This window comes from Accumulibacter sp. (genome assembly GCF_031732815.1).
GTDB lineage: Bacteria > Pseudomonadota > Gammaproteobacteria > Burkholderiales > Rhodocyclaceae > Accumulibacter.
This window is the reverse complement of record NZ_JAVMKF010000023.1, coordinates 32,996-50,957: the sequence shown is the minus strand read 5'-3', so window position 1 is coordinate 50,957 and position 17,962 is coordinate 32,996. Positions and strand designations below refer to the sequence as shown.

Genomic DNA, 17,962 nt, shown 5'->3' with positions numbered 1-17,962 from the left:
GGCGGATCTGCGGCAGGCGGTGCTGCGCGATGCCTGCGCTCAGGCGCAGGCTCTGTGGATCGTAGATCGAGAGCAGCGGCTTACCCGGCGTCGCCATTTCGCCGAGTTCGCTCAGTCGCTCGGCGACGACGCCGCCAATCGGCGCGCGCACTGTCGCGTGGCTGACACCGGCGCTCGCCTGTTTGTGCGTTGCCGACGCGGCGTCGAACTCGGCCTTCGCCTTGTCGAGCGCGGCCTGACTGATGAAGCCCTGGCGCTGCAGTCTGAGCAGCCGCTCGTGGTTGGCCCGCGCGTTGACATACGCCGCGGTCGCCGCCGCCGCCGCCTCGCTCGCTTCGCGCGCGTCGATGCGCATCAGCAGCTCGCCCTTGCGCACGCTCTGGCCGGCATCGACATGGACTTCGACCAGCCGGCCGGAGACCTGCGCCGCGACGGTCGCCTGACGCGCCGCCTCGACAAGCGCGTCCGCCGGCAGCGTCGCCTCGACTGCCTTGGTCTGTACGACGTAGTCGTTCGTCGACTGGCTCGACTGGCTGTAGGCAGCGGCTGACGCAGCCACCACGCCGCCGGCGAAGAGCAGGCGGCCGACGCTGACGAGTCGGCGGAAGCGTAGGTAGACGATTCGCCGAGTCATCGGGCTGGAGATGGCTGGAGTGTCGTTTCGCATGAATATTAGTATATACTAATAAAGCGTCTCAGGCAAGTCGGTCGCCAGGCAGAAAATGTCTCTTGACGCGCAGGTAGCTTGAATGAGACAAAGTCGGGATACGTCGACCTGGAGGCCCGCCATGAAACCTGTCTCCCTCCCGCTTCTCTTCCTTGCCGCGCTGCTGGCGGCAGCCTGTTCGAGCACGCCGACGCCGGAGGCCGCGGACAGCGAACTGCGTCCGGCGAAAACCGCGCCCGGCGAGATCGCGCCGACCGGTTGGCGCGGTCGCAAGTTTGCCGTGGCCACCGCGCATCCGCTGGCCAGCGAAGCCGGCCAGCAAATTCTGTACGCCGGAGGTTCCGCGGTCGACGCCGCGATTGCCGCGCAAATGGTCCTCACCCTGGTCGAACCGCAGTCGAGCGGTATTGGCGGCGGCGCTTTTCTTCTGCACGACGACGGGCGCCGCACGCTGGCCTACGACGGTCGCGAAACAGCGCCGGCGGCGGCCAGCGAGAAGCTCTTCCTGAAGCCCGACGGGCAGCCGATGGCTTTTCACGAAGCGATCATCGGCGGCCGCGCAGTCGGCGTTCCGGGCACGCTGCGCATGCTCGAAATGGCGCATGCCGAGTACGGCAGGCTTTCCTGGGGAAGCCTGTTCGGGCCGGCGATCGCGCTCGCCGAGGGCGGTTTCCCTGTCAGCCGACGTTTGCACGAGCAATTGCGCAGCGACCCGTATCTGGCGCGCGACCCGAGCGCCGCGGCGTATTTCTACGGCGCCGACGGCCAGCCGCGGGCAGTCGGCAGCATCCTGCGCAATCCGGAGCTGGCGGAAGTCCTGCGGCGCATCGCGAGCGAAGGCGCACGCGCGCTGCACGAAGGCGAAATCGCCCAGGCGATCGTCGACAAGGTCCAGAAGCACGCCAACCCGGGCCGCCTCAGCCTGGCCGATCTGGCTGGCTATCAGGCGAAAAAGCGGACGCCGCTCTGCCACCGCTATTCGCCGAAGGAAGTCGATCCCCCGCGCACCTACCGCATTTGCGGTTTTCCGCCACCCAGTTCGGGTGGCATCGCGATCGCCCAGATCCTCGGCATCCTCGAGCAGACCGCAGCCGCCAGTCTGAAAGCGGAGGACCCGCTGTGGCTGCACTATTACACCGAGGCCGCGCGCCTCGCCTTCGCCGACCGCGCGCAGTACGTCGCCGATCCGGACTTCGTCAGAGCGCCGGCCGATGGCTGGCAGTCCCTGATCAACCCGGATTACCTGTTCGCGCGGGCGCAACTGATCGGCGAGCAAAGCATGCGCGTCGCGCCGCCGGGGCAACCGCGCGGGGCGATGCTGAGCTACGCGCCGATGCCCGAACAGTTCGAGCACGGCACTTCGCACCTGAGCGTCGTCGACGCCTACGGCAACGCGCTGGCGATGACGACGACGATCGAGGACGCCTTCGGCGCACGTCAGATGGTCAGGGGTTTTCTCCTCAACAACGAATTGAGCGACTTTTCCTTTGCCCCGAGCGACGCCAATGGCGTAGCGATTGCCAACCGCGTCGAGCCCGGCAAGCGCCCGCGTTCGTCGATGAGTCCGACGCTGGTTTTCGATGACGATAGCGGCGATCTCGTGCTCAGCGGCGGCTCGCCGGGCGGCGCGCTGATCATTCACTACACGGCCAAGCTGCTCTATGCCACGCTCAACTGGGGCTTCCCGCTGCAGCAGGCGATCGACCTGCCCAACTTCGGCTCGCTGAACGGACCGACCCTGCTCGAGGAAAAGCGTTTCCCGCCGTCGACCACTGAGGCGCTGCAGGCGCGCGGCCACGAGGTCAAGGAGATCGGCATGGTCAGCGGTCTGCAGGCAATACGCCGGCATCGTGCCGGTGTCCTTTCAGGTGGTGCCGACTTGCGGCGCGAGGGCCGGGTCGCCGGTGAGTAGGCCGAACACGCTGGGGTCAGCCGCGCGCTCGCCCGACGTTCGGTGTCGGCGGCGGAGCCTGATCGCCTGTCTGATGGTCGCCGCCGTCCTGTCCGGATGCGCCAGCGATGGCAGCTTCGAATCGCGACCGTCGCCACCGGTTCGCCCGGCGCCCTCGTCGACGCTGCCACTGCCTTCGCCGCTGCCTTTGCCACCACGCGAAACGGCGAAGCCACTGCCGGTGCCGCAGCCCTTGCCGCCGGCGCGCGCGCCGCTGGTGCTGCTGCCTGCCGATTCTGGTGAGGCACGTGCCCTGGTCAGCCGCCTGCTGCCCGCCAGCGTGGGCGAGCGCTCGGCTTGGGCGGCCGACATCGCTACCGCCTTTGACGCCTTGCAGTTGCCGTTGATACCGGAAAAGCTGTGTGCGGCGATGGCCGTCATCGAGCAGGAATCGGGCTTCGTCGCCGACCCGCCGGTCGCTGGTCTGGGTCGCATCGTCGGGCGGGAGATCGAACGACGACGCACGAGCTATGGGATCCCCAAGCTGGTCGTCGAGCTTGCCCTGCTCAAGCCTTCACCCGACGGACGCAGCTACAAGGCGCGTATCGACGCGCTGCGTACCGAAAAGCAGATGAATGCGCTGTTCGACGACATGATCTCCGAGTTGCCTTTCGGCAAGACCTTGTTCTCGGGCTACAACCCGGTGCGCACCGGCGGCCCGATGCAGGTCAGCATAGAATTCGCCGAGGAGCAGATGCGCCGCCGGCCCTATCCGTATCGGCGTAGCGGCAGCGTACGTGACGAGGTGTTCACGCGGCGCGGCGGCGTCTACTTCGGCATTGCCTTCCTGCTCGATTATCCGACGACCTACCGGCAGATGCTGCATCGTTTTGCCGACTTCAACGCGGGGCGTTACGCCAGCCGCAATGCTGCGTTTCAGGCCGTCGTTGCGCGACTGGCTGGCCGTCCGCTCGAACTCGACGGCGATCTGCTGCGCTACCAGGATGGTCAGCCGTCCGCCGAAAGCAGCGCTACGCAGCGCGCCGTGCTTGCCTTGCGCACGCGCCTGGGGCTGAGCGAGGCGGCCATCGGGCGCGACCTCCTGCTGGAAAAGACGCTGGCCTTCGAACAGAGTGCGCTCTACCAGCGCGTCTATCTGCTCGCCGACACGAGCGGCGGCGAACTGGCGGCGCGTGAGATGCTGCCGCGGATTGCCCTGAAGAGCCCGAAGATCACCCGTCCGCTGACCACCGAGTGGTTCGCTCGCCGGGTCGACACGCGCTATCGCAACTGTCTGGCGAGGGCCTAGGCGGGCCGCCCGAGCGCCGCTTGCCAGCGGCCAGCAAGCCGTGCAGCGAGCAGTCAGAAGGAAAAGGCCGCGCTCGCGCGCGGCTTTTTCCTTCCCTGTCGAGAACCTCTGCCGGCCGACGGAAGGATGTCGGCCGGGATTGTGCGCTTTAGTGGAACTGCTCTTCTTCGGTCGAACCGGTCAACGCGGTGACCGACGATGCGCCACCCTGGATGACCGTCGTCACTTCGTCGAAATACCCGGTGCCGACTTCCTGCTGGTGTGAAACGAAGGTGTAGCCCCGCTCGCGCGCGGCGAACTCGGGTTCCTGCACCTTCTCGACGTAGGCGGTCATGCCGCGTGCCACGTAGTCCTGCGCCAGATCGAACATGTGGTACCACATGTTGTGGATGCCGGCAAGCGTGATGAACTGGTACTTGTAGCCCATTGCGCCGAGTTCGCGCTGGAACTTGGCGATCGTCGCGTCGTCCAGATTCTTCTTCCAGTTGAACGATGGCGAGCAGTTGTAGGCGAGCAGTTTGCCCGGATAGGCGCTGCGCACCGCCTCGGCGAACTTGCGCGCGAACTCGAGGTCGGGTGTACCGGTTTCACACCAGACCATGTCGGCGTATTCGGCGTAGGCGACGGCACGCGAAATCGCCTGCTGCAGACCTTTGCGCGTCTTGTAGAAGCCTTCCGAGGTGCGCTCGCCGGTGACGAAAGGCTGATCGTTGCTGTCGCAGTCGGAAGTGAGAAGGTCAGCCGCTTCGGCGTCGGTGCGGGCAATGACCAGCGTCGGCACGCCGCAGACGTCGGCAGCGAAACGCGCAGCGATCAGCTTCTGCACGGCCTCCTGCGTCGGCACCAGGACCTTGCCGCCCATGTGACCGCACTTCTTGACCGAGGCGAGCTGGTCTTCCCAGTGCACCCCTGCGGCGCCGGCGCGAATCATCGCCTTCATCAGCTCGAACGCGTTGAGCACACCGCCAAAACCGGCTTCCGCGTCGCCGACGATCGGCGCAAAGTAGTCGATATAGCCCGGGTCGCCAGGGTTCACGCCTTTCGAGAACTGGATTTCGTCGGCGCGGCGGAACGAGTTGTTGATCCGCTCGACCACTTTCGGTACCGAATCGACCGGATAGAGCGACTGGTCAGGATACATCGCGGCGTACGAGTTGTTGTCGGCGGCGACCTGCCAGCCTGACAGGTAGATCGCCTTGACGCCCGCTTTCACCTGCTGCATCGCCTGACCACCGGTCAGCGCACCGAGGCAGTTGACGTAGGGTTCGTTATTGACGAGATGCCACAGCTTTTCGGCACCGCGCCGGGCCACGGTGTACTCGATTGGGAAGGAGCCGCGCAGACGGACGACATCGGCAGCGGAATAGCCACGTTTGATTCCCTTCCAGCGGGGATTCTCGGCCCAGTCTTTCTCCAGCTCGGCGATCTGCTGCTCTCTAGTACTCATGGTTTACCTCTCCAAAGATAACGAAGTGCGGTTGGGACTATGGTGACACCCATGCGTCAAACAACCAGCCTTGGCGCGTACTGCGCGGGTGACCAATGGCGAGAAGTATAGAGGGCTTTCTCCACGCAATCAACAGTCTTATATAAGACATAAGAGATATTTTTTATACCAAGAAAACATGCTCTTACTCGTTTCTTTTCGTATTGCGAAAAGGGAAGCTCGTCTGTGAAATTTCCACTCCGACAGTGCAGCCAGCATTCAGCGCCAGCCGGGCGCGCTGTACCCGCTTCCCCGCTGGCTGCCGGCCGGCGCCACCAGGCCGGGCGTGCCGCGCGGTTGCCGCTGGCTGACGAACCACTGTGCCGGGCGCGATGACCGCGGGCGAACGCGGGCTTGTCGTAGTGGATCCATTCAGCGCAGGCGAGCAAATGCCGTCAAGTGTGGAGTAATTGACGCGTGCAGCGGCAGATTGCAGATACTCTGCAGGCATTCGGTGAGGGCTGACGCAGGCGTCCAAACGACGTTGCTTGGCGGGCGATTTCCACTATACTGTCACGCTCTGCATGATATGCCCATAGAACAGGTGCTCGCCGTGCTGGCGGGACAGGCAGCGTGATTCGCTGGCGGCCGAGCACGAATGACGATAAGGAGAGAGTGATGTTGACACGCCTGTGTACAGTGCTGGGCGCCGGACTGCGCTGGGTTGCGGTGGGCGTCTGCGGGGTGCTGCTGGCTGGCTGTGCGAGCTCGTTGCCGCCAGCGCCGACCAGCGCGGCGTCGCCGGACTATCGTTACATCATCGGACCTGGCGACAGCGTCAATATCATCGTCTGGCGTAACCCGGAACTCTCGATGACCGTCCCGGTGCGGCCTGATGGGCTGATTGCAGCACCGCTGATCGAGGATCTGCAGGCAATGGGCAAGACGCCGACAGCTCTGGCGCGGGATATGGAGAAGGCGCTCGGCACCTTCATTCGCGACCCGGTGGTGACCGTTGTGGTGACCAGCTTCATCGGCACGCAAAGCGAGCAGATCAGGGTTCTGGGCGAAGCCTCGAAGCCGCAGACACTTCCCTATCGGCAGAACATGACCTTGCTTGACGTGATGATCGCCGTCGGCGGTCTGACCGATTTTGCCGATGGCAACGGCGCCAAGCTGCTGCGCAGCGCCGAGGGGAATACTCAGTACAGCGTCCGCCTGGCGGATCTGATCCGGCGCGGCGACATTTCTGCAAACGTGGATATGCGACCGGGTGATGTGCTGATCATCCCACAGAGCTGGTTCTGATCTGCCGGCTGCCTCTTGCTCCGTCTGGTCGGACTGTTGCTGGCTTGTGCAGTACGGCACGAGGCGGCAGCGGGTTCCTTTGTCACATCTTCTTGTTAGAGTCTGAATCCGATGGATGAACTGCTTCGACAAGCGACTGCAATGCTGCGCGGCATGTGGAAGCGCCGCTGGCTCGGAGTGGGCGTCGCCTGGATTGTCAGTGTGGCTAGTGTGGCCTTGGTTCTGCTCATGCCGGACAAGTACGAGGCCTCGGCGCGCATTTATGTTGACACGCAATCGATCTTGCGGCCGCTGATGTCTGGCTTGGTGACGCAGCCAAACTTCGATCAGCAGATCATGATGTTGAGCCGCACGCTGATCTCGCGGCCGAATGTCGACAAGCTTATCCGGATGGCCGATCTCGACCTCAAGGTCCAGACCAAGGCCGAACGCGATACGCTGGCAGAGGATCTGATGTCTGCCTTGAAGATTCAGAACACGACGCGCGACAACATCTACACGATCGTCTTCCGCGATAGTAATCCGCAGCAGGCGAAGCGCGTGGTGCAGTCGCTGGTCTCGATTTTCGTCGAGTCCAACCTTGGCGACACGCGGCGTGACGCCGAATCGGCCAAGAAGTTTCTCGAGGAACAGATCAAGACGTACGAGAAGAAGCTGGAAGAGGCCGAGTCGCGTCTGAAGGAATTCAAGTTGCGCAACCTCAACCTGCAGGGGTCCGAAGGCAAAGACCATCTGACCCGAATGGGCGAGCTTGGCGGTTTGCTCGAACAGGCACGGCTCGAGTTGCGCGAAGCGCAGGAGTCGCGCGACGCGCTGAAGCACCAGATCGTCGGTGAAGATCCGGTCGTCCAGTCCGATACCGTCGCTCCCGAATCGGTCGCCGGTGTTTCGGTGCCCGAGATCGACGGGCGCATCGACGCCATGCGGCGTAACCTGGATGCCATGCTGCAGCGCTTTACCGACCAGCATCCGGATGTGGTCAGCACGCGCCGGCTGATCAAGGAACTCGAGGAGCAGAAGCAGCAGGAGATCATTGCCCGCCGCAAGACGGCGTTGAGCAGTCCGTCAACAGCCGCCAGCAGCAATCCGGTTTATCAGCAACTGAAAGTTGCCCTGTCGGAAACGGAAGCCCGAGTCGCCGCCTTGCAGACCCGGGTAAGCGAATATCAGTCGCGTTACGATCGGATGAAAGCGTCGATCAATCTGGTTCCACAGATCGAAGCCGAGTTTGCCCAGCTCAACCGCGATTACGACATCAACAAGAAGAATTACGAGCAACTGGTGCAGCGCCGTGAATCGGCGACCATGGGTAGCGAAATGGACAGCACGGCGGGTGTCGACTTCCGCCTGATCGACCCGCCACGCGTCTCGCCGAAACCGGTGGCGCCGAATCGCACCTTGTTGCTGCCGCTGACACTTCTACTGTCGCTCGCCGCTGGCATTCTCTCCACTTTTGCCGCCAGCCAGATCCGCCCGGTCTTCTTCGACTCGCGTTCGCTGCGCGAGGAGTGCGGCTTGCCGCTGCTGGGAACCGTTTCGATGCTGATCAACGAGGACAGCAAGCGCCGCGAGAAGCGGGATCTGCTTCGTTTCCTCGGGGCTTGCGTGGCGCTCGTTGCGATTTACGGAGCGGGACTGGTCGTCCTGTTCGTGTTTTCCATCCGTAGTGTCTGAGGAAAATCCATGAGCCTCATCGAACAAGCGGCCAAGCGCCTGGAACAACTGCGACGGGCGGGAGTGGATATCCCGCAGTCGGTTGCCGACGCGGCGCCGGCGCCGGCGCCGGTGCAAGCTGACTCGACAGTGGACGCAGCCGTCGCCTTGCCAGGTGCCGGGGCAGAGTCACCCGCCGTGACGCCGCGTCCCGCAGCGGTCGACAGCACGCCAGCTTTGGCCGTCGCCAGCGTGCCACCGGGGGCAATGGTTTCCCGCCGGGTCGACCTCGACTTGGCGGCGCTCGCCGCCGTCGGCCTGATCAGTCCCGATGCGCCACGCTCCCGCCTGGCCGATCAGTATCGCGTGATCAAGCGACCCTTGATCGCCAACGCCATGGGTAGGGGAGCTGCGCCGATCAGGCGCGGCAACCTGATCATGGTCACCAGCGCATTGCCCGGCGAAGGCAAGAGCTTTACGGCGATCAATCTGGCGATGAGCATTGCCATGGAACTGGACAACACGGTGATGCTCGTTGACGCCGATGTACCCAAACCATCCGTACTCAAGATGCTCAATTTGAACGCATCGGCCGGCCTGCTCGACGTGTTGACGCATGAAACCAGCACCTTGTCCGACGTACTCCTGAGGACCAACGTCGAAAAGCTGACGCTCCTGCCGAGCGGTACGCAACACCAGCGCGCCACCGAGTTCCTTGCCAGCGATGCGATGATCGCCTTGCTCGACGAAATGGCCAATCGCTACCCGGACCGCATCATCATTTTCGATTCGCCGCCGTTACTGATGACCACCGAGGCGCGCGTCCTGGCCACCCATATGGGACAGGTCGTCATCGTTGTCAGGGCCGAGAGCACGATCAAGAGCGACGTCAAACACGCCCTGGCTGCCATTGATTCATGCCCGGTCAAGCTCCTGCTCCTCAACCAGGCGCGCGCTACGACGCAGGATGGCTACGGTTACGGTTATGGCTACGGCTACGGGTATGGTTATGGTTATGGCTCCGAGCGCAGCTGATCCTATGCGTGGCGACAAGCGCAGCGCTGGAGAGCCTCATTTCCCAAGCGAGGCCGCGCGTCCTCGCCAGCCGAGACCGCTGCTGGCGGCGTGCGCCTGGCGTGCGGGCGCCCTTCTCTGGGCGGCAGCTTTCCCGACGTACGCCGAGAACTGGCACGTGACGCCGACGCTGGCCGTCAGCGCGACGCTCAGCGACAACGTCTTTCTCTCACCCGGCGGCAACCGGACGAGCGACCTGGTGACCAGCCTGACGCCCGGGATTTTGATCGATGGTAAGGGCGCGCGCGGCAAACTTCGCCTCAGCTACGCGCTGACGCAAAACCTCTATGTGCGCGAGTCGTCGGCGAACAATCACAGGAACGCGCTGAATGCTGTTGGCATGCTCGAAGCCATTGAGGATTGGCTGTTCATCGACGCCATGGGAAACATCTCGCAGCAGTATCTGACCCCGCTCGGAGCCGTCTCCCCAGGCAGCAACGTGAACGTGAACGCCAACCAGACGGAAACCTCGACCTATAGCGTGTCGCCGTATATTCGCGGTCAGATCTTCTCGTCGATGGATTACCTGCTGCGTTACAAGGCAGGTATCACCCGGTCGCAGTCGGGCCAGGGCGACATGGACTCCAGCGAGTGGCAAGGAAAGCTCTCCGGTAATACCCGCTGGGGACCTCTGGATTGGGCGATCGACGTGAGCCGCGAGACAACGGACTACACACGAGGCAGGAATCTCGAGGCAACGCGCTATGCGCTGACTCTGCTCTATCGGCTGAGCCCGCAGTGGCAGGTGTGGCTGAGCAATGGCAGGGAATCCAACAACTATGTCAGCCAGGAGCAGGAGAGCAACACTACCGGCAGTTATGGTTTTGTGTGGACACCCGACCCGCGCAGCAAGCTCGCCGCGAGCAAGACCAGGCGATTCTTCGGCGACGGCTATTCCGTCGAGTTCAGCCACCGCATGCCGCGCTCGCTGTGGACCTACAGTGCAACGCGCGATGTGTCGTTTCAGCCGTCGAACGCGACCAGCACCAGCGTCGGCTCGAACTACGACGCGATTTATTCGCTCGTGGCCGCGATCAATCCGGGAATGGCGCCCGATGCCATTCGTGCGCAGGTCATCCAGTTCCTGCAAAGCCGAGGCTTGCCGGTTGATGGCAGTGTCGTCAATGGCTACCTGAGCAACACCGCCAATCTGCAGAAGCGGCAGCAGTTCTCGGTGGCACTGCTCGGCGCGCGCAATACGGTTACGCTGACGGCAACCCAAAGCGAACAGCAGTCCCTGGGTGTGGTGAGCGGCGCTACGGGAAGCGCGGCCAGCGCGGACGGAACGCGGCAACGCGGAGTAGGCCTCAGTTGGGCGCACCAGTTGTCGGGCCTGTCCGCCCTGTCTCTCCTGCTCAGCCAGCAGCACAGCACGAGTTTTGTTGCCGGTTCGCCGGAGACTACGACACGAGCTGCGTATTTGTTTCTGACCACGCAGATTTCGCCGAAGACGAGCGCCAGCGTCGGCTTGCGCCGGACCGTTGGGAGCGGCGTTGGCGGCTACACTGAGAGTGCCCTCAGTGGCGGACTCTCGCACAGTTTTTGATCGTTTGCCATGTACGAATCCTTCTACGGCTTGACCAGCAAGCCTTTTCAGCTGAATCCTGATCCCTCGTTCTACTACGCCAGCAAGCAGCACCGGCGCGCGATGGCCTACCTCGAATACGGCTTGAGCCAGAACGAAGGGTTCATCGTCGTGACCGGCGAGGTCGGGGCGGGTAAGACGACGATCGTGCGCGGCCTGCTCAACGATCTGGATCAGACCAAGGTTGTTGCCGGGCAGCTCGTCACGACTCAGCTTGGTGCCGAAGACACCTTGCGCATGGTCGCTGCCGCATTTGGCGTGCCGACGAAGAATGCCGGCAAGTCCGACATGCTGCTCTCGCTGGAAGCTTACCTGATCGACGTCACGCGCCAGGGAAAACGTTGCCTGCTGGTGGTTGACGAGGCGCAGAACCTTACTCCGCGGGCGGTCGAAGAACTGCGTATGCTGTCGAACTTCCAGTTTGGCACGCAGGCGCTGCTGCAGAGCTTCCTGATTGGTCAGCCTGAGTTCCGCAAGATCATGCAAAGCCACGAAATGGTCCAGTTGCGCCAGCGCGTGATCGCCGCGTGCCACATTGGACCGATGGACCGCGAGGAGACGCAGGCGTATATCGAACACCGGCTCCGCTGCGCCGGTTCGACCGGTCTGCCGCGCTTCGACAGCGAGGCCTACGATGCGATCTTTCAGGCCAGCGGCGGCGTACCGCGGCGGATCAACGCGCACTGCGATCGGCTTCTGCTTTCCGGCTACCTGAACGGAAAGAGCGAATTCTCGCGTACTGATGTCGAAGAAGTGGCGCGCGAGATCAAGGAAGAGACGCAATCCAGCGTGTCGATGGTGGCGAGCCGGGTGGGCGATGGTGAGCATGCCGCGATGAGCATGCAGTTGAGCGACAGCAACGTCCTCGAAGTCGACCTGTCGCGCCTTTCGCTCGACGCGAGTACTGCCGATCAGGCCTCACGCGTCATCGCCGACATGAAGAGCGGGCAGGCTGAACAGCGCATGATTCGCATCGAGCGCGGCATTCTCCGTCTGGAACGTAACAATGCAGCGCTTCTCTCCTTGCTTCAGCAGCTCATAGACGCTGTCCGGGCAAGGCAACAATAGGCTGAAAAGGAGTTCTCCGGTGGCAGACAAGGAATGGCCCAGCGCTCTGGGACCGGTCGCCTGCATTGTTGGCGCACGGCCGAATTTCATGAAGATGGCCCCGATCCTGCGCGCTTTCAGTGCGCATTGCCCGGTTGTCCCGACGCTGCTCGTCCATACCGGCCAGCACTACGACAAGGACATGAACGATCGGCTGTTCGTCGACCTGCGTCTGCCGCATCCCGATATCAACCTCGAGGTCGGCTCGGGAACGCATGCGGTGCAGACGGCGGAGGTCATGCGCCGCTTCGAGCCCCTGCTCGACGAGTACCGACCGTCATGCGTGCTGGTCGTTGGCGACGTCAATTCGACGCTTGCCTGCGCGCTGGTCTGCGCCAAGAAGCTGGTGCCGGTCGTGCACGTCGAAGCGGGGCTGCGCAGCCATGATCGGGCGATGCCGGAAGAAATCAACCGGGTACTGACCGACCAACTTGCTGACCGCCTGTATACGACGGAGCGCAGCGCACACGACAACCTGGCGCGCGAAGGGGTCGCGGCGGAACGCGTGTCATTTGTCGGCAACGTGATGATCGACTCCCTGCTCGCCAACCGGGAGTTCGCTCATCCACCTGCGCAAACCCTGCGGCAGGCCGGATTTGACCCGGCCCTCATCGGCGCTGCGCAGGGTTATGGCGTCGTCACGCTGCATCGTCCGTCGAACGTCGATCAGGTCGAAACGCTGGCGCCCTTGCTCGCCGTGCTCAGTGAGACCGCGCAGCGCATTCCCTTGGTCATGGCGCTGCATCCGCGGACGCGCGGCAACATCGAACGATTCGGCTTGGCGCATCTGTTAAGCAGCCCGCGTGTCGTTCTGCTGCCGCCGCAAGGCTACCTCGAGATGCTCGGTCTACTCGCCGGTGCTCGCCTGGTCCTGTCGGATTCAGGTGGCCTGCAAGAGGAAACGACGGCGCTGGGCGTTCCCTGTCTGACCTTGCGGGCGAATACCGAGCGGCCGATTACCGTCGACCAGGGAACCAACACGCTCGTCGGCAGCGACCCGCTGGCGATTCGTCAGGGTGTAGATCAGATTCTGAGCGGCGCCGGCAAGAGCGGCCGTCTTCCCGAGCTGTGGGATGGCCGCGCGGCTGAGCGGATCGCCGCCGATCTGGCGCGCTGGCTCCTCGCGCGACATTCGGCAAGTCAGCACTGATCGCGGCAGTCATTGCACGATGGCGGATCAAGCGATCACCAACGCCTTGACGATCGATGTCGAGGACTACTTTCAGGTCTCGGCGCTAGCCCCCTACATTGCCCGCAGCGAGTGGGAGGCGCGCGAATGCCGGGTCGAGCGCAACGTCGAGCGCATTCTGGCCATGCTCAACGAGCAAGGAACCAAAGCGACCTTCTTCACCCTGGGCTGGATTGCCGAGCGCTACCCGCAGCTCGTCCGCCGCATCGTCGCCGACGGCCACGAACTGGCTAGCCATGGTTATGGGCACGAGCGCGCGAGCGATCTGAGCCCGGCCGAATTCGCGGCCGACATCGGCTCGGCCAAGCGCTTGCTGGAAGACCTCTCTGGTCAGGAGGTCAAAGGCTACCGAGCGCCGAGTTTTTCGATCGGCGAGCAGAACCTGTGGGCGTTCGACTGCCTTGAGCGCGCTGGTTATCGCTACAGCTCGAGCATCTACCCGATTCGCCACGACCACTACGGCATGCCCGACGCGCCGCGCTTCGCGCATCGCGTCCGCGCCGGGTTGATCGAGCTACCGGTCACCACAGCGCGCTTTTTCGAACGAAACTGGCCGGCCAGCGGCGGCGGCTATTTCCGCCTGCTGCCCTATGCCCTTTCGCGCTGGCTGCTCCGGCGGGTCAACGCGATTGACCGGCAACCGGCAATCTTCTACTTCCATCCCTGGGAGATCGATGCGCGACAGCCACGCGTTGCCGGCATCGACGCCAAGACACGCTTTCGCCACTACATCAATCTGCACCATATGGAAGGCCGCCTGCAGCGACTCCTGACAGATTTTCAGTGGGGGCGGGTAGACCAGGTGTTTCTCCCCACCGATACGGTAGCGCCGGGAGCTTGTCGGTGACCAGCGGGCAAGCCACCGGCGAAGCGGCTTCTGGATTGGCGCCACTGCATCTCAGGGAATTGCGTGCAGACGATGCGGCGACCGCGGCGCGCTGGGACGCCTTCGTCGACTCCTGTCCCCAGGCGACGTTCTTCCACAAGGCGGGCTGGCAGAGGATCGTCGGTGAGGTCTTCAAGCACCGGACGCATTTTCTTTTTGCCGAGCGGGCTGGCGTCATCGAAGGCGTTCTGCCCCTGGCTCAGGTGAAGAGTCTGCTGTTCGGCAATTCGCTCGTCTCGCTGCCGTTTGCCATGTACGGTGGAATCGCCGCGCTCAGCCAGGAGGCGGTGGAACTGCTCGAGCAGGAAGCGCAGACGCGCGCGCGCCGCCTACGGGTAGACCATCTGGAAATGCGCAACGTCGGTCAGCGTCATGCCGATTGGCCGACGCAGGATCTCTATGTGCGCTTCCGCAAGGAGATTGCCAAAGAAGTTGACGCGAACATGCTGGCCATTCCTCGCAAGCAACGCGCCATGGTCCGCAAGGGAATCAAGAACGGCTTGCGCAGCGAGCTTGACCCCGATATCGACCGCTTCTTCGCCCTTTATGCCGACAACGTTCATCGACATGGCACGCCGGCGTTCCCGCGTCGTTACTTCCAGGCCCTGCGCGAGGTCTTCGCGGCCGACTGCGAGGTGCTCACCGTCGTTGACCCGACGCAGCGGCCACTAAGCAGCGTCTTGAGCTTCTACTTCCGCGACGAGGTGCTGCCGTATTCGGCGGGGGACGAGCTTTCCGCGCGTGAGCTTGCGGCGAACGATTTCAAGTATTGGGAGCTCATGCGCCGCGCCTGCGAACGCGGCGTGAAGGTCTTCGACTACGGTCGAAGCAAGCGCGGCACCGGATCCTTTGCTTTCAAGAAGAACTGGGGGTTTGAACCGCAAGCCCTGCATTATGAGTACTGCCTCTACCGGCGCGACTCGATTCCCCAGAACAACCCGTCAAACGCCAAGTACAGACTGCTCATCGAGACCTGGCGGAAGTTGCCGATCGGCCTTGCCAACCGGCTCGGACCCTTCATCGTGCGCAACCTCGGATGACTCGGCGAGCGTGCCGGGGCCAATGCCGCAAGCGAGCGAAAACCAGGATGAGCGACCGAGTCAGATCAACGAAAGCCTTCCCATGAATCACATCGTTGCAAGTCGGACAATGCAGGCTGACGATCATCAGTGGCGCTTGGTCCTGCCCGTGTTCTTCATCGTCACGATACTGATTCTGCTCATTTTTCGCCACACGTTCCTGGGCATGGCGGGTATCTGGGCGCGCTCCGACACCTACGCGCATGGTTTTGTCGTGCTGCCCATCACGCTCTGGCTGATCTGGCGCAAGCGCTCCGAGATTGCCCTGCTGACGCCTCGGCCGAGCTACTCTGCATGGCTGCTCCTCGCCGGCGTTGGTTTCTTCTGGCTGCTCGGCGACCTGGCAGCGGTGAATTCGTTCACCCAGTTTGCCGCCGTCGGGATGCTCGTCCTGTCCGTTCCCGCTGTACTCGGCTGGCCGGTGGCACGTGCGCTTGCCTTTGCCTTGCTATTCCTCTTCTTCGCGGTACCGCTGGGCGATTTTGCCATGCCGAAGCTGATGGACTGGACCGCCGCGATGACCATTTTCGGCTTACGCCTCACCGGCATACCGGTGCACGCCGAAGGCCTGCGTTTCGTCATTCCAAGCGGTAGCTGGTCGGTGGTCGAGGCCTGCAGCGGCGTGCGCTACCTGATTGCGTCGATCACCGTCGGCACACTCTTCGCCTATCTGACGTATCACTCGCTGAAGCGGCGCATCATCTTCGTGCTGGCGTCGATCATCGTTCCCGTCGTCGCCAACTGGCTGCGCGCCTACATGATCGTCATGATCGGTCATTTGTCGAGCAACCGACTGGCGGTTGGCGTCGACCACGTAGTTTACGGTTGGCTCTTCTTCGGGGTCGTCATGATGGCGATGTTCTGGGTCGGTGGGCGCTGGCGCGAGGACCATCTGCCGCGCCCGGCCAAGCGGCGTCCAGAAGTATCCACCAGTGGTTCAGCCAGCGTTCCGCTGCTGCTCATCGGTGCAGTGGCAACCGTCGTGGTTTCGGCCCTCGGACCCCTGGTCAGGTGGCAACTCGATGACCGTCACTCGGATCCGATCAGCCGACTCGCGCCGCTTCCGTCCATTCCCGGCTGGCAGCCTGCGCCGGAGGGTGCCGTGAATTGGCAACCCAGTTACTCGGGGACCAATGCCCAGACACACTTGGCTTTCGCGAAAGAGGGGCGTGTCGCCGGACTCTTCCTGGGCTATTACCGTCAGCAGAACAACCAGCGTAAACTGGTCACCTCGACCAACGGCCTGGTGCGCAGCGACGATCGGCTCTGGGTGAGGACGGCCGGTGGGGTGCAGCGCATCAGCTTCGACCACCAGGAGCTAAAGGTGCGCTCGGCACAGTTGCGCAGCGGCTTGCACACGCGCCTGACTGTCTGGCAGTGGTACTGGGTTGACGGACGGTGGACAGCGAGCGATTCCCTGGCCAAGGCTTACATGGCCCTCGCTCGCCTGATGGGAAAAGGCGATGACTCGGCCGTCGTGATTCTCTACGCAGCGCACGAGCAAGCTGTGGAGGCGCCAGCGATACTCGATGACTTCGCAGCAGCGGCTGCTGCGCCGATCAGGGATGCGCTGCGGCAGACAGCGGAGAACCGATGAGCAAAGCAGCGAAGGATCGACGTCCGCTGATTGCCCACGTCGTTTTTCGCTTCGATGTCGGCGGTCTCGAGAACGGGGTGGTCAATCTGCTCAATCGTTTGCCGCCCGAAGCGTTTCGGCACGTGATCATTGCGCTGACCGACATCACCGATTTTCGTCAGCGCATCGCTCGCCACGATGTCCAGTTCATCGCCCTGGAGAAGGCGCCGGGACATACTTTCTGGATCTATCCACGCCTCTACCGGCTGTTCAGGGAACTGCAGCCGGCCATTGTGCACAGTCGCAACCTGGCTGCACTCGAGGTCGTCGTCCCCGCCTGGCTGTCCGGCGTCCCGGTGCGCATTCATGGCGAACACGGACGCGATGTCGGCGATCTCGATGGTTCAAGTCGGAAATATCGCTGGGTGCGTCGCTTCTACCGTCCGTTCGTGACCAAGTACATAGCGCTTTCACGCGATCTCGAAGACTATCTGGTCAGCGCCGTGGGTGTTCCGCCGGGCAAGATCGAACAGATTTACAATGGGGTCGATATAATGCGTTTCTATCCGGCTGCATCGCGCCAGGCGCCGGCCGGCTGCCCCTTCGTCGACCCTGGCCTGTGGCTGGTCGGAAGCGTCGGGCGCATGCAAGTGGTGAAGAACCAGACCGACCTGGTGCGGGCTTTCGTGCGAACCTTGCGCGCGCATCCGGCGCTGGTCGAGCGTTTGCGGCTGGTGATTGTTGGTGAAGGACCCTTACGCACCGAGGCGCAGGCGCTGCTCGCACAGGCGGGCGTTGCCGAGTACGCCTGGCTGCCCGGTGCACGTGATGATGTGCCCGAGATCATGCGCGGGTTGGACTGCTTCGTGCTTCCGTCGCTGGCAGAGGGCATATCCAACACCATCCTCGAAGCGATGGCCAGCGGCTTGCCGGTGGTCGCCACCGATGTCGGCGGCAACCGCGAATTGATCGATCGTGGGCGAACGGGTGAGATTGTGCCGGCAGGAGATATCGAGGCGATGGCTGAGCGTATCGCCGCCTACGCGGCTGATCCGCCAGCGGCACGCGCGGCGGGACTGGCTGGGCGGGCTTTGGTTGAGCGCCAGTTCAGCATGCCAACGATGTGCGCAAGATACCTGGCGGTTTATGACGACCAGTTGCGCGCTCAAAGCGGCCGGCACCGGCCGCCATTCACAACCTCTGAGAGCTAGG

At 63.2% G+C, this 17,962-nt stretch carries 14 protein-coding genes; 12 read left to right on the top strand and 2 right to left on the bottom strand.

Going from position 1 to position 17,962, the window contains the following annotated elements:
* Window positions 1–634 (bottom strand): efflux RND transporter periplasmic adaptor subunit (locus RKP46_RS02130; RefSeq protein WP_311105099.1); only part of this gene is annotated, 634 nt, incomplete at its 3' end.
* A gap of 154 nt (window positions 635–788) precedes the next feature.
* On the opposite strand from RKP46_RS02130, the gene ggt reads away from it, so the two are divergent.
* Both ggt and RKP46_RS02120 read left to right on the top strand, forming a co-directional pair.
* Complete coding sequence (gene ggt / locus RKP46_RS02125; RefSeq protein WP_311105098.1) at window positions 789–2,579, top strand: gamma-glutamyltransferase; 1,791 nt, start codon at window positions 789–791, stop codon at window positions 2,577–2,579.
* A gap of 220 nt (window positions 2,580–2,799) precedes the next feature.
* Window positions 2,800–3,867, top strand: a complete 1,068-nt coding sequence (locus tag RKP46_RS02120; protein ID WP_311105097.1) for a DUF1615 domain-containing protein — start codon at window positions 2,800–2,802, stop codon at window positions 3,865–3,867.
* A gap of 148 nt (window positions 3,868–4,015) precedes the next feature.
* On the opposite strand, the gene aceA is transcribed toward RKP46_RS02120, so the two are convergent.
* Window positions 4,016–5,314: an isocitrate lyase gene (gene aceA / locus RKP46_RS02115; protein WP_311105096.1), complete on the bottom strand. Its 1,299-nt coding sequence runs from the start codon at window positions 5,312–5,314 to the stop codon at window positions 4,016–4,018.
* Between the two features lie 657 nt (window positions 5,315–5,971).
* Here aceA and RKP46_RS02110 point away from each other — a divergent pair.
* The 10 genes from RKP46_RS02110 (at window position 5,972) to RKP46_RS02065 (ending at window position 17,961) form a co-directional block, all read left to right on the top strand.
* The gene (locus tag RKP46_RS02110; protein ID WP_311105095.1) at window positions 5,972–6,601 is read left to right on the top strand and encodes an XrtA/PEP-CTERM system exopolysaccharide export protein; all 630 of its coding nucleotides are present in this window, start codon (window positions 5,972–5,974) and stop codon (window positions 6,599–6,601) included.
* Between the two features lie 111 nt (window positions 6,602–6,712).
* Complete coding sequence (locus RKP46_RS02105; protein ID WP_311105094.1) at window positions 6,713–8,275, top strand: XrtA system polysaccharide chain length determinant; 1,563 nt, start codon at window positions 6,713–6,715, stop codon at window positions 8,273–8,275.
* Between the two features lie 9 nt (window positions 8,276–8,284).
* A complete protein-coding gene (locus RKP46_RS02100) occupies window positions 8,285–9,289 on the top strand; it encodes an XrtA-associated tyrosine autokinase (protein WP_311105093.1) in 1,005 nt (334 codons plus the stop codon).
* On the top strand, window positions 9,222–10,874 hold the full coding sequence (locus RKP46_RS02095) for a TIGR03016 family PEP-CTERM system-associated outer membrane protein (RefSeq protein ID WP_311105092.1): 1,653 nt from the start codon (window positions 9,222–9,224) through the stop codon (window positions 10,872–10,874). The genes RKP46_RS02100 and RKP46_RS02095 overlap by 68 nt, the downstream gene beginning before the upstream one ends.
* A gap of 9 nt (window positions 10,875–10,883) precedes the next feature.
* Entirely contained in the window at window positions 10,884–11,981 is a 1,098-nt protein-coding gene (locus tag RKP46_RS02090) for an XrtA/PEP-CTERM system-associated ATPase (protein WP_311105091.1), read from the top strand.
* Window positions 11,982–12,069: 88 nt separating this feature from the next.
* The gene (gene wecB, locus RKP46_RS02085; protein ID WP_409194090.1) at window positions 12,070–13,170 is read left to right on the top strand and encodes a non-hydrolyzing UDP-N-acetylglucosamine 2-epimerase; all 1,101 of its coding nucleotides are present in this window, start codon (window positions 12,070–12,072) and stop codon (window positions 13,168–13,170) included.
* Between the two features lie 19 nt (window positions 13,171–13,189).
* Window positions 13,190–14,056 carry an XrtA system polysaccharide deacetylase gene (locus RKP46_RS02080; RefSeq protein WP_311105089.1) on the top strand — a complete coding sequence of 289 codons (867 nt, stop codon included), beginning with the start codon at window positions 13,190–13,192 and terminating at the stop codon, window positions 14,054–14,056.
* A 44-nt stretch (window positions 14,057–14,100) separates the two neighbouring features.
* Window positions 14,101–15,135, top strand: a complete 1,035-nt coding sequence (locus tag RKP46_RS02075) for a FemAB family XrtA/PEP-CTERM system-associated protein (RefSeq protein WP_311105104.1) — start codon at window positions 14,101–14,103, stop codon at window positions 15,133–15,135.
* Window positions 15,136–15,217: 82 nt separating this feature from the next.
* On the top strand, window positions 15,218–16,771 hold the full coding sequence (gene xrtA / locus RKP46_RS02070; RefSeq protein ID WP_311105088.1) for an exosortase A: 1,554 nt from the start codon (window positions 15,218–15,220) through the stop codon (window positions 16,769–16,771).
* Entirely contained in the window at window positions 16,768–17,961 is a 1,194-nt protein-coding gene (locus RKP46_RS02065) for a TIGR03088 family PEP-CTERM/XrtA system glycosyltransferase (protein WP_311105087.1), read from the top strand. Before xrtA ends, RKP46_RS02065 begins: the two co-directional genes overlap by 4 nt.
* The last annotated feature ends 1 nt before the right edge of the window (window position 17,962 follow it).

Excerpts from the sequence above, each read along its gene's own strand:
- RKP46_RS02105 (WP_311105094.1), top strand. The coding sequence starts at position 6,713 with ATGGATGAACTGCTTCGACAAGCGACTGCAATGCTGCGCGGCATGTGG.
- RKP46_RS02065 (WP_311105087.1), top strand. The coding sequence starts at position 16,768 with ATGAGCAAAGCAGCGAAGGATCGACGTCCGCTGATTGCCCACGTCGTT.
- aceA (WP_311105096.1), bottom strand. The coding sequence starts at position 5,314 with ATGAGTACTAGAGAGCAGCAGATCGCCGAGCTGGAGAAAGACTGGGCC.
- ggt (WP_311105098.1), top strand. The coding sequence starts at position 789 with ATGAAACCTGTCTCCCTCCCGCTTCTCTTCCTTGCCGCGCTGCTGGCG.
- wecB (WP_409194090.1), top strand. The coding sequence starts at position 12,070 with ATGAAGATGGCCCCGATCCTGCGCGCTTTCAGTGCGCATTGCCCGGTT.
- RKP46_RS02095 (WP_311105092.1), top strand. The coding sequence starts at position 9,222 with ATGGCTACGGTTACGGTTATGGCTACGGCTACGGGTATGGTTATGGTT.
- xrtA (WP_311105088.1), top strand. The coding sequence starts at position 15,218 with ATGAATCACATCGTTGCAAGTCGGACAATGCAGGCTGACGATCATCAG.
- RKP46_RS02110 (WP_311105095.1), top strand. The coding sequence starts at position 5,972 with ATGTTGACACGCCTGTGTACAGTGCTGGGCGCCGGACTGCGCTGGGTT.
- RKP46_RS02090 (WP_311105091.1), top strand. The coding sequence starts at position 10,884 with ATGTACGAATCCTTCTACGGCTTGACCAGCAAGCCTTTTCAGCTGAAT.
- RKP46_RS02080 (WP_311105089.1), top strand. The coding sequence starts at position 13,190 with ATGGCGGATCAAGCGATCACCAACGCCTTGACGATCGATGTCGAGGAC.
- RKP46_RS02100 (WP_311105093.1), top strand. The coding sequence starts at position 8,285 with ATGAGCCTCATCGAACAAGCGGCCAAGCGCCTGGAACAACTGCGACGG.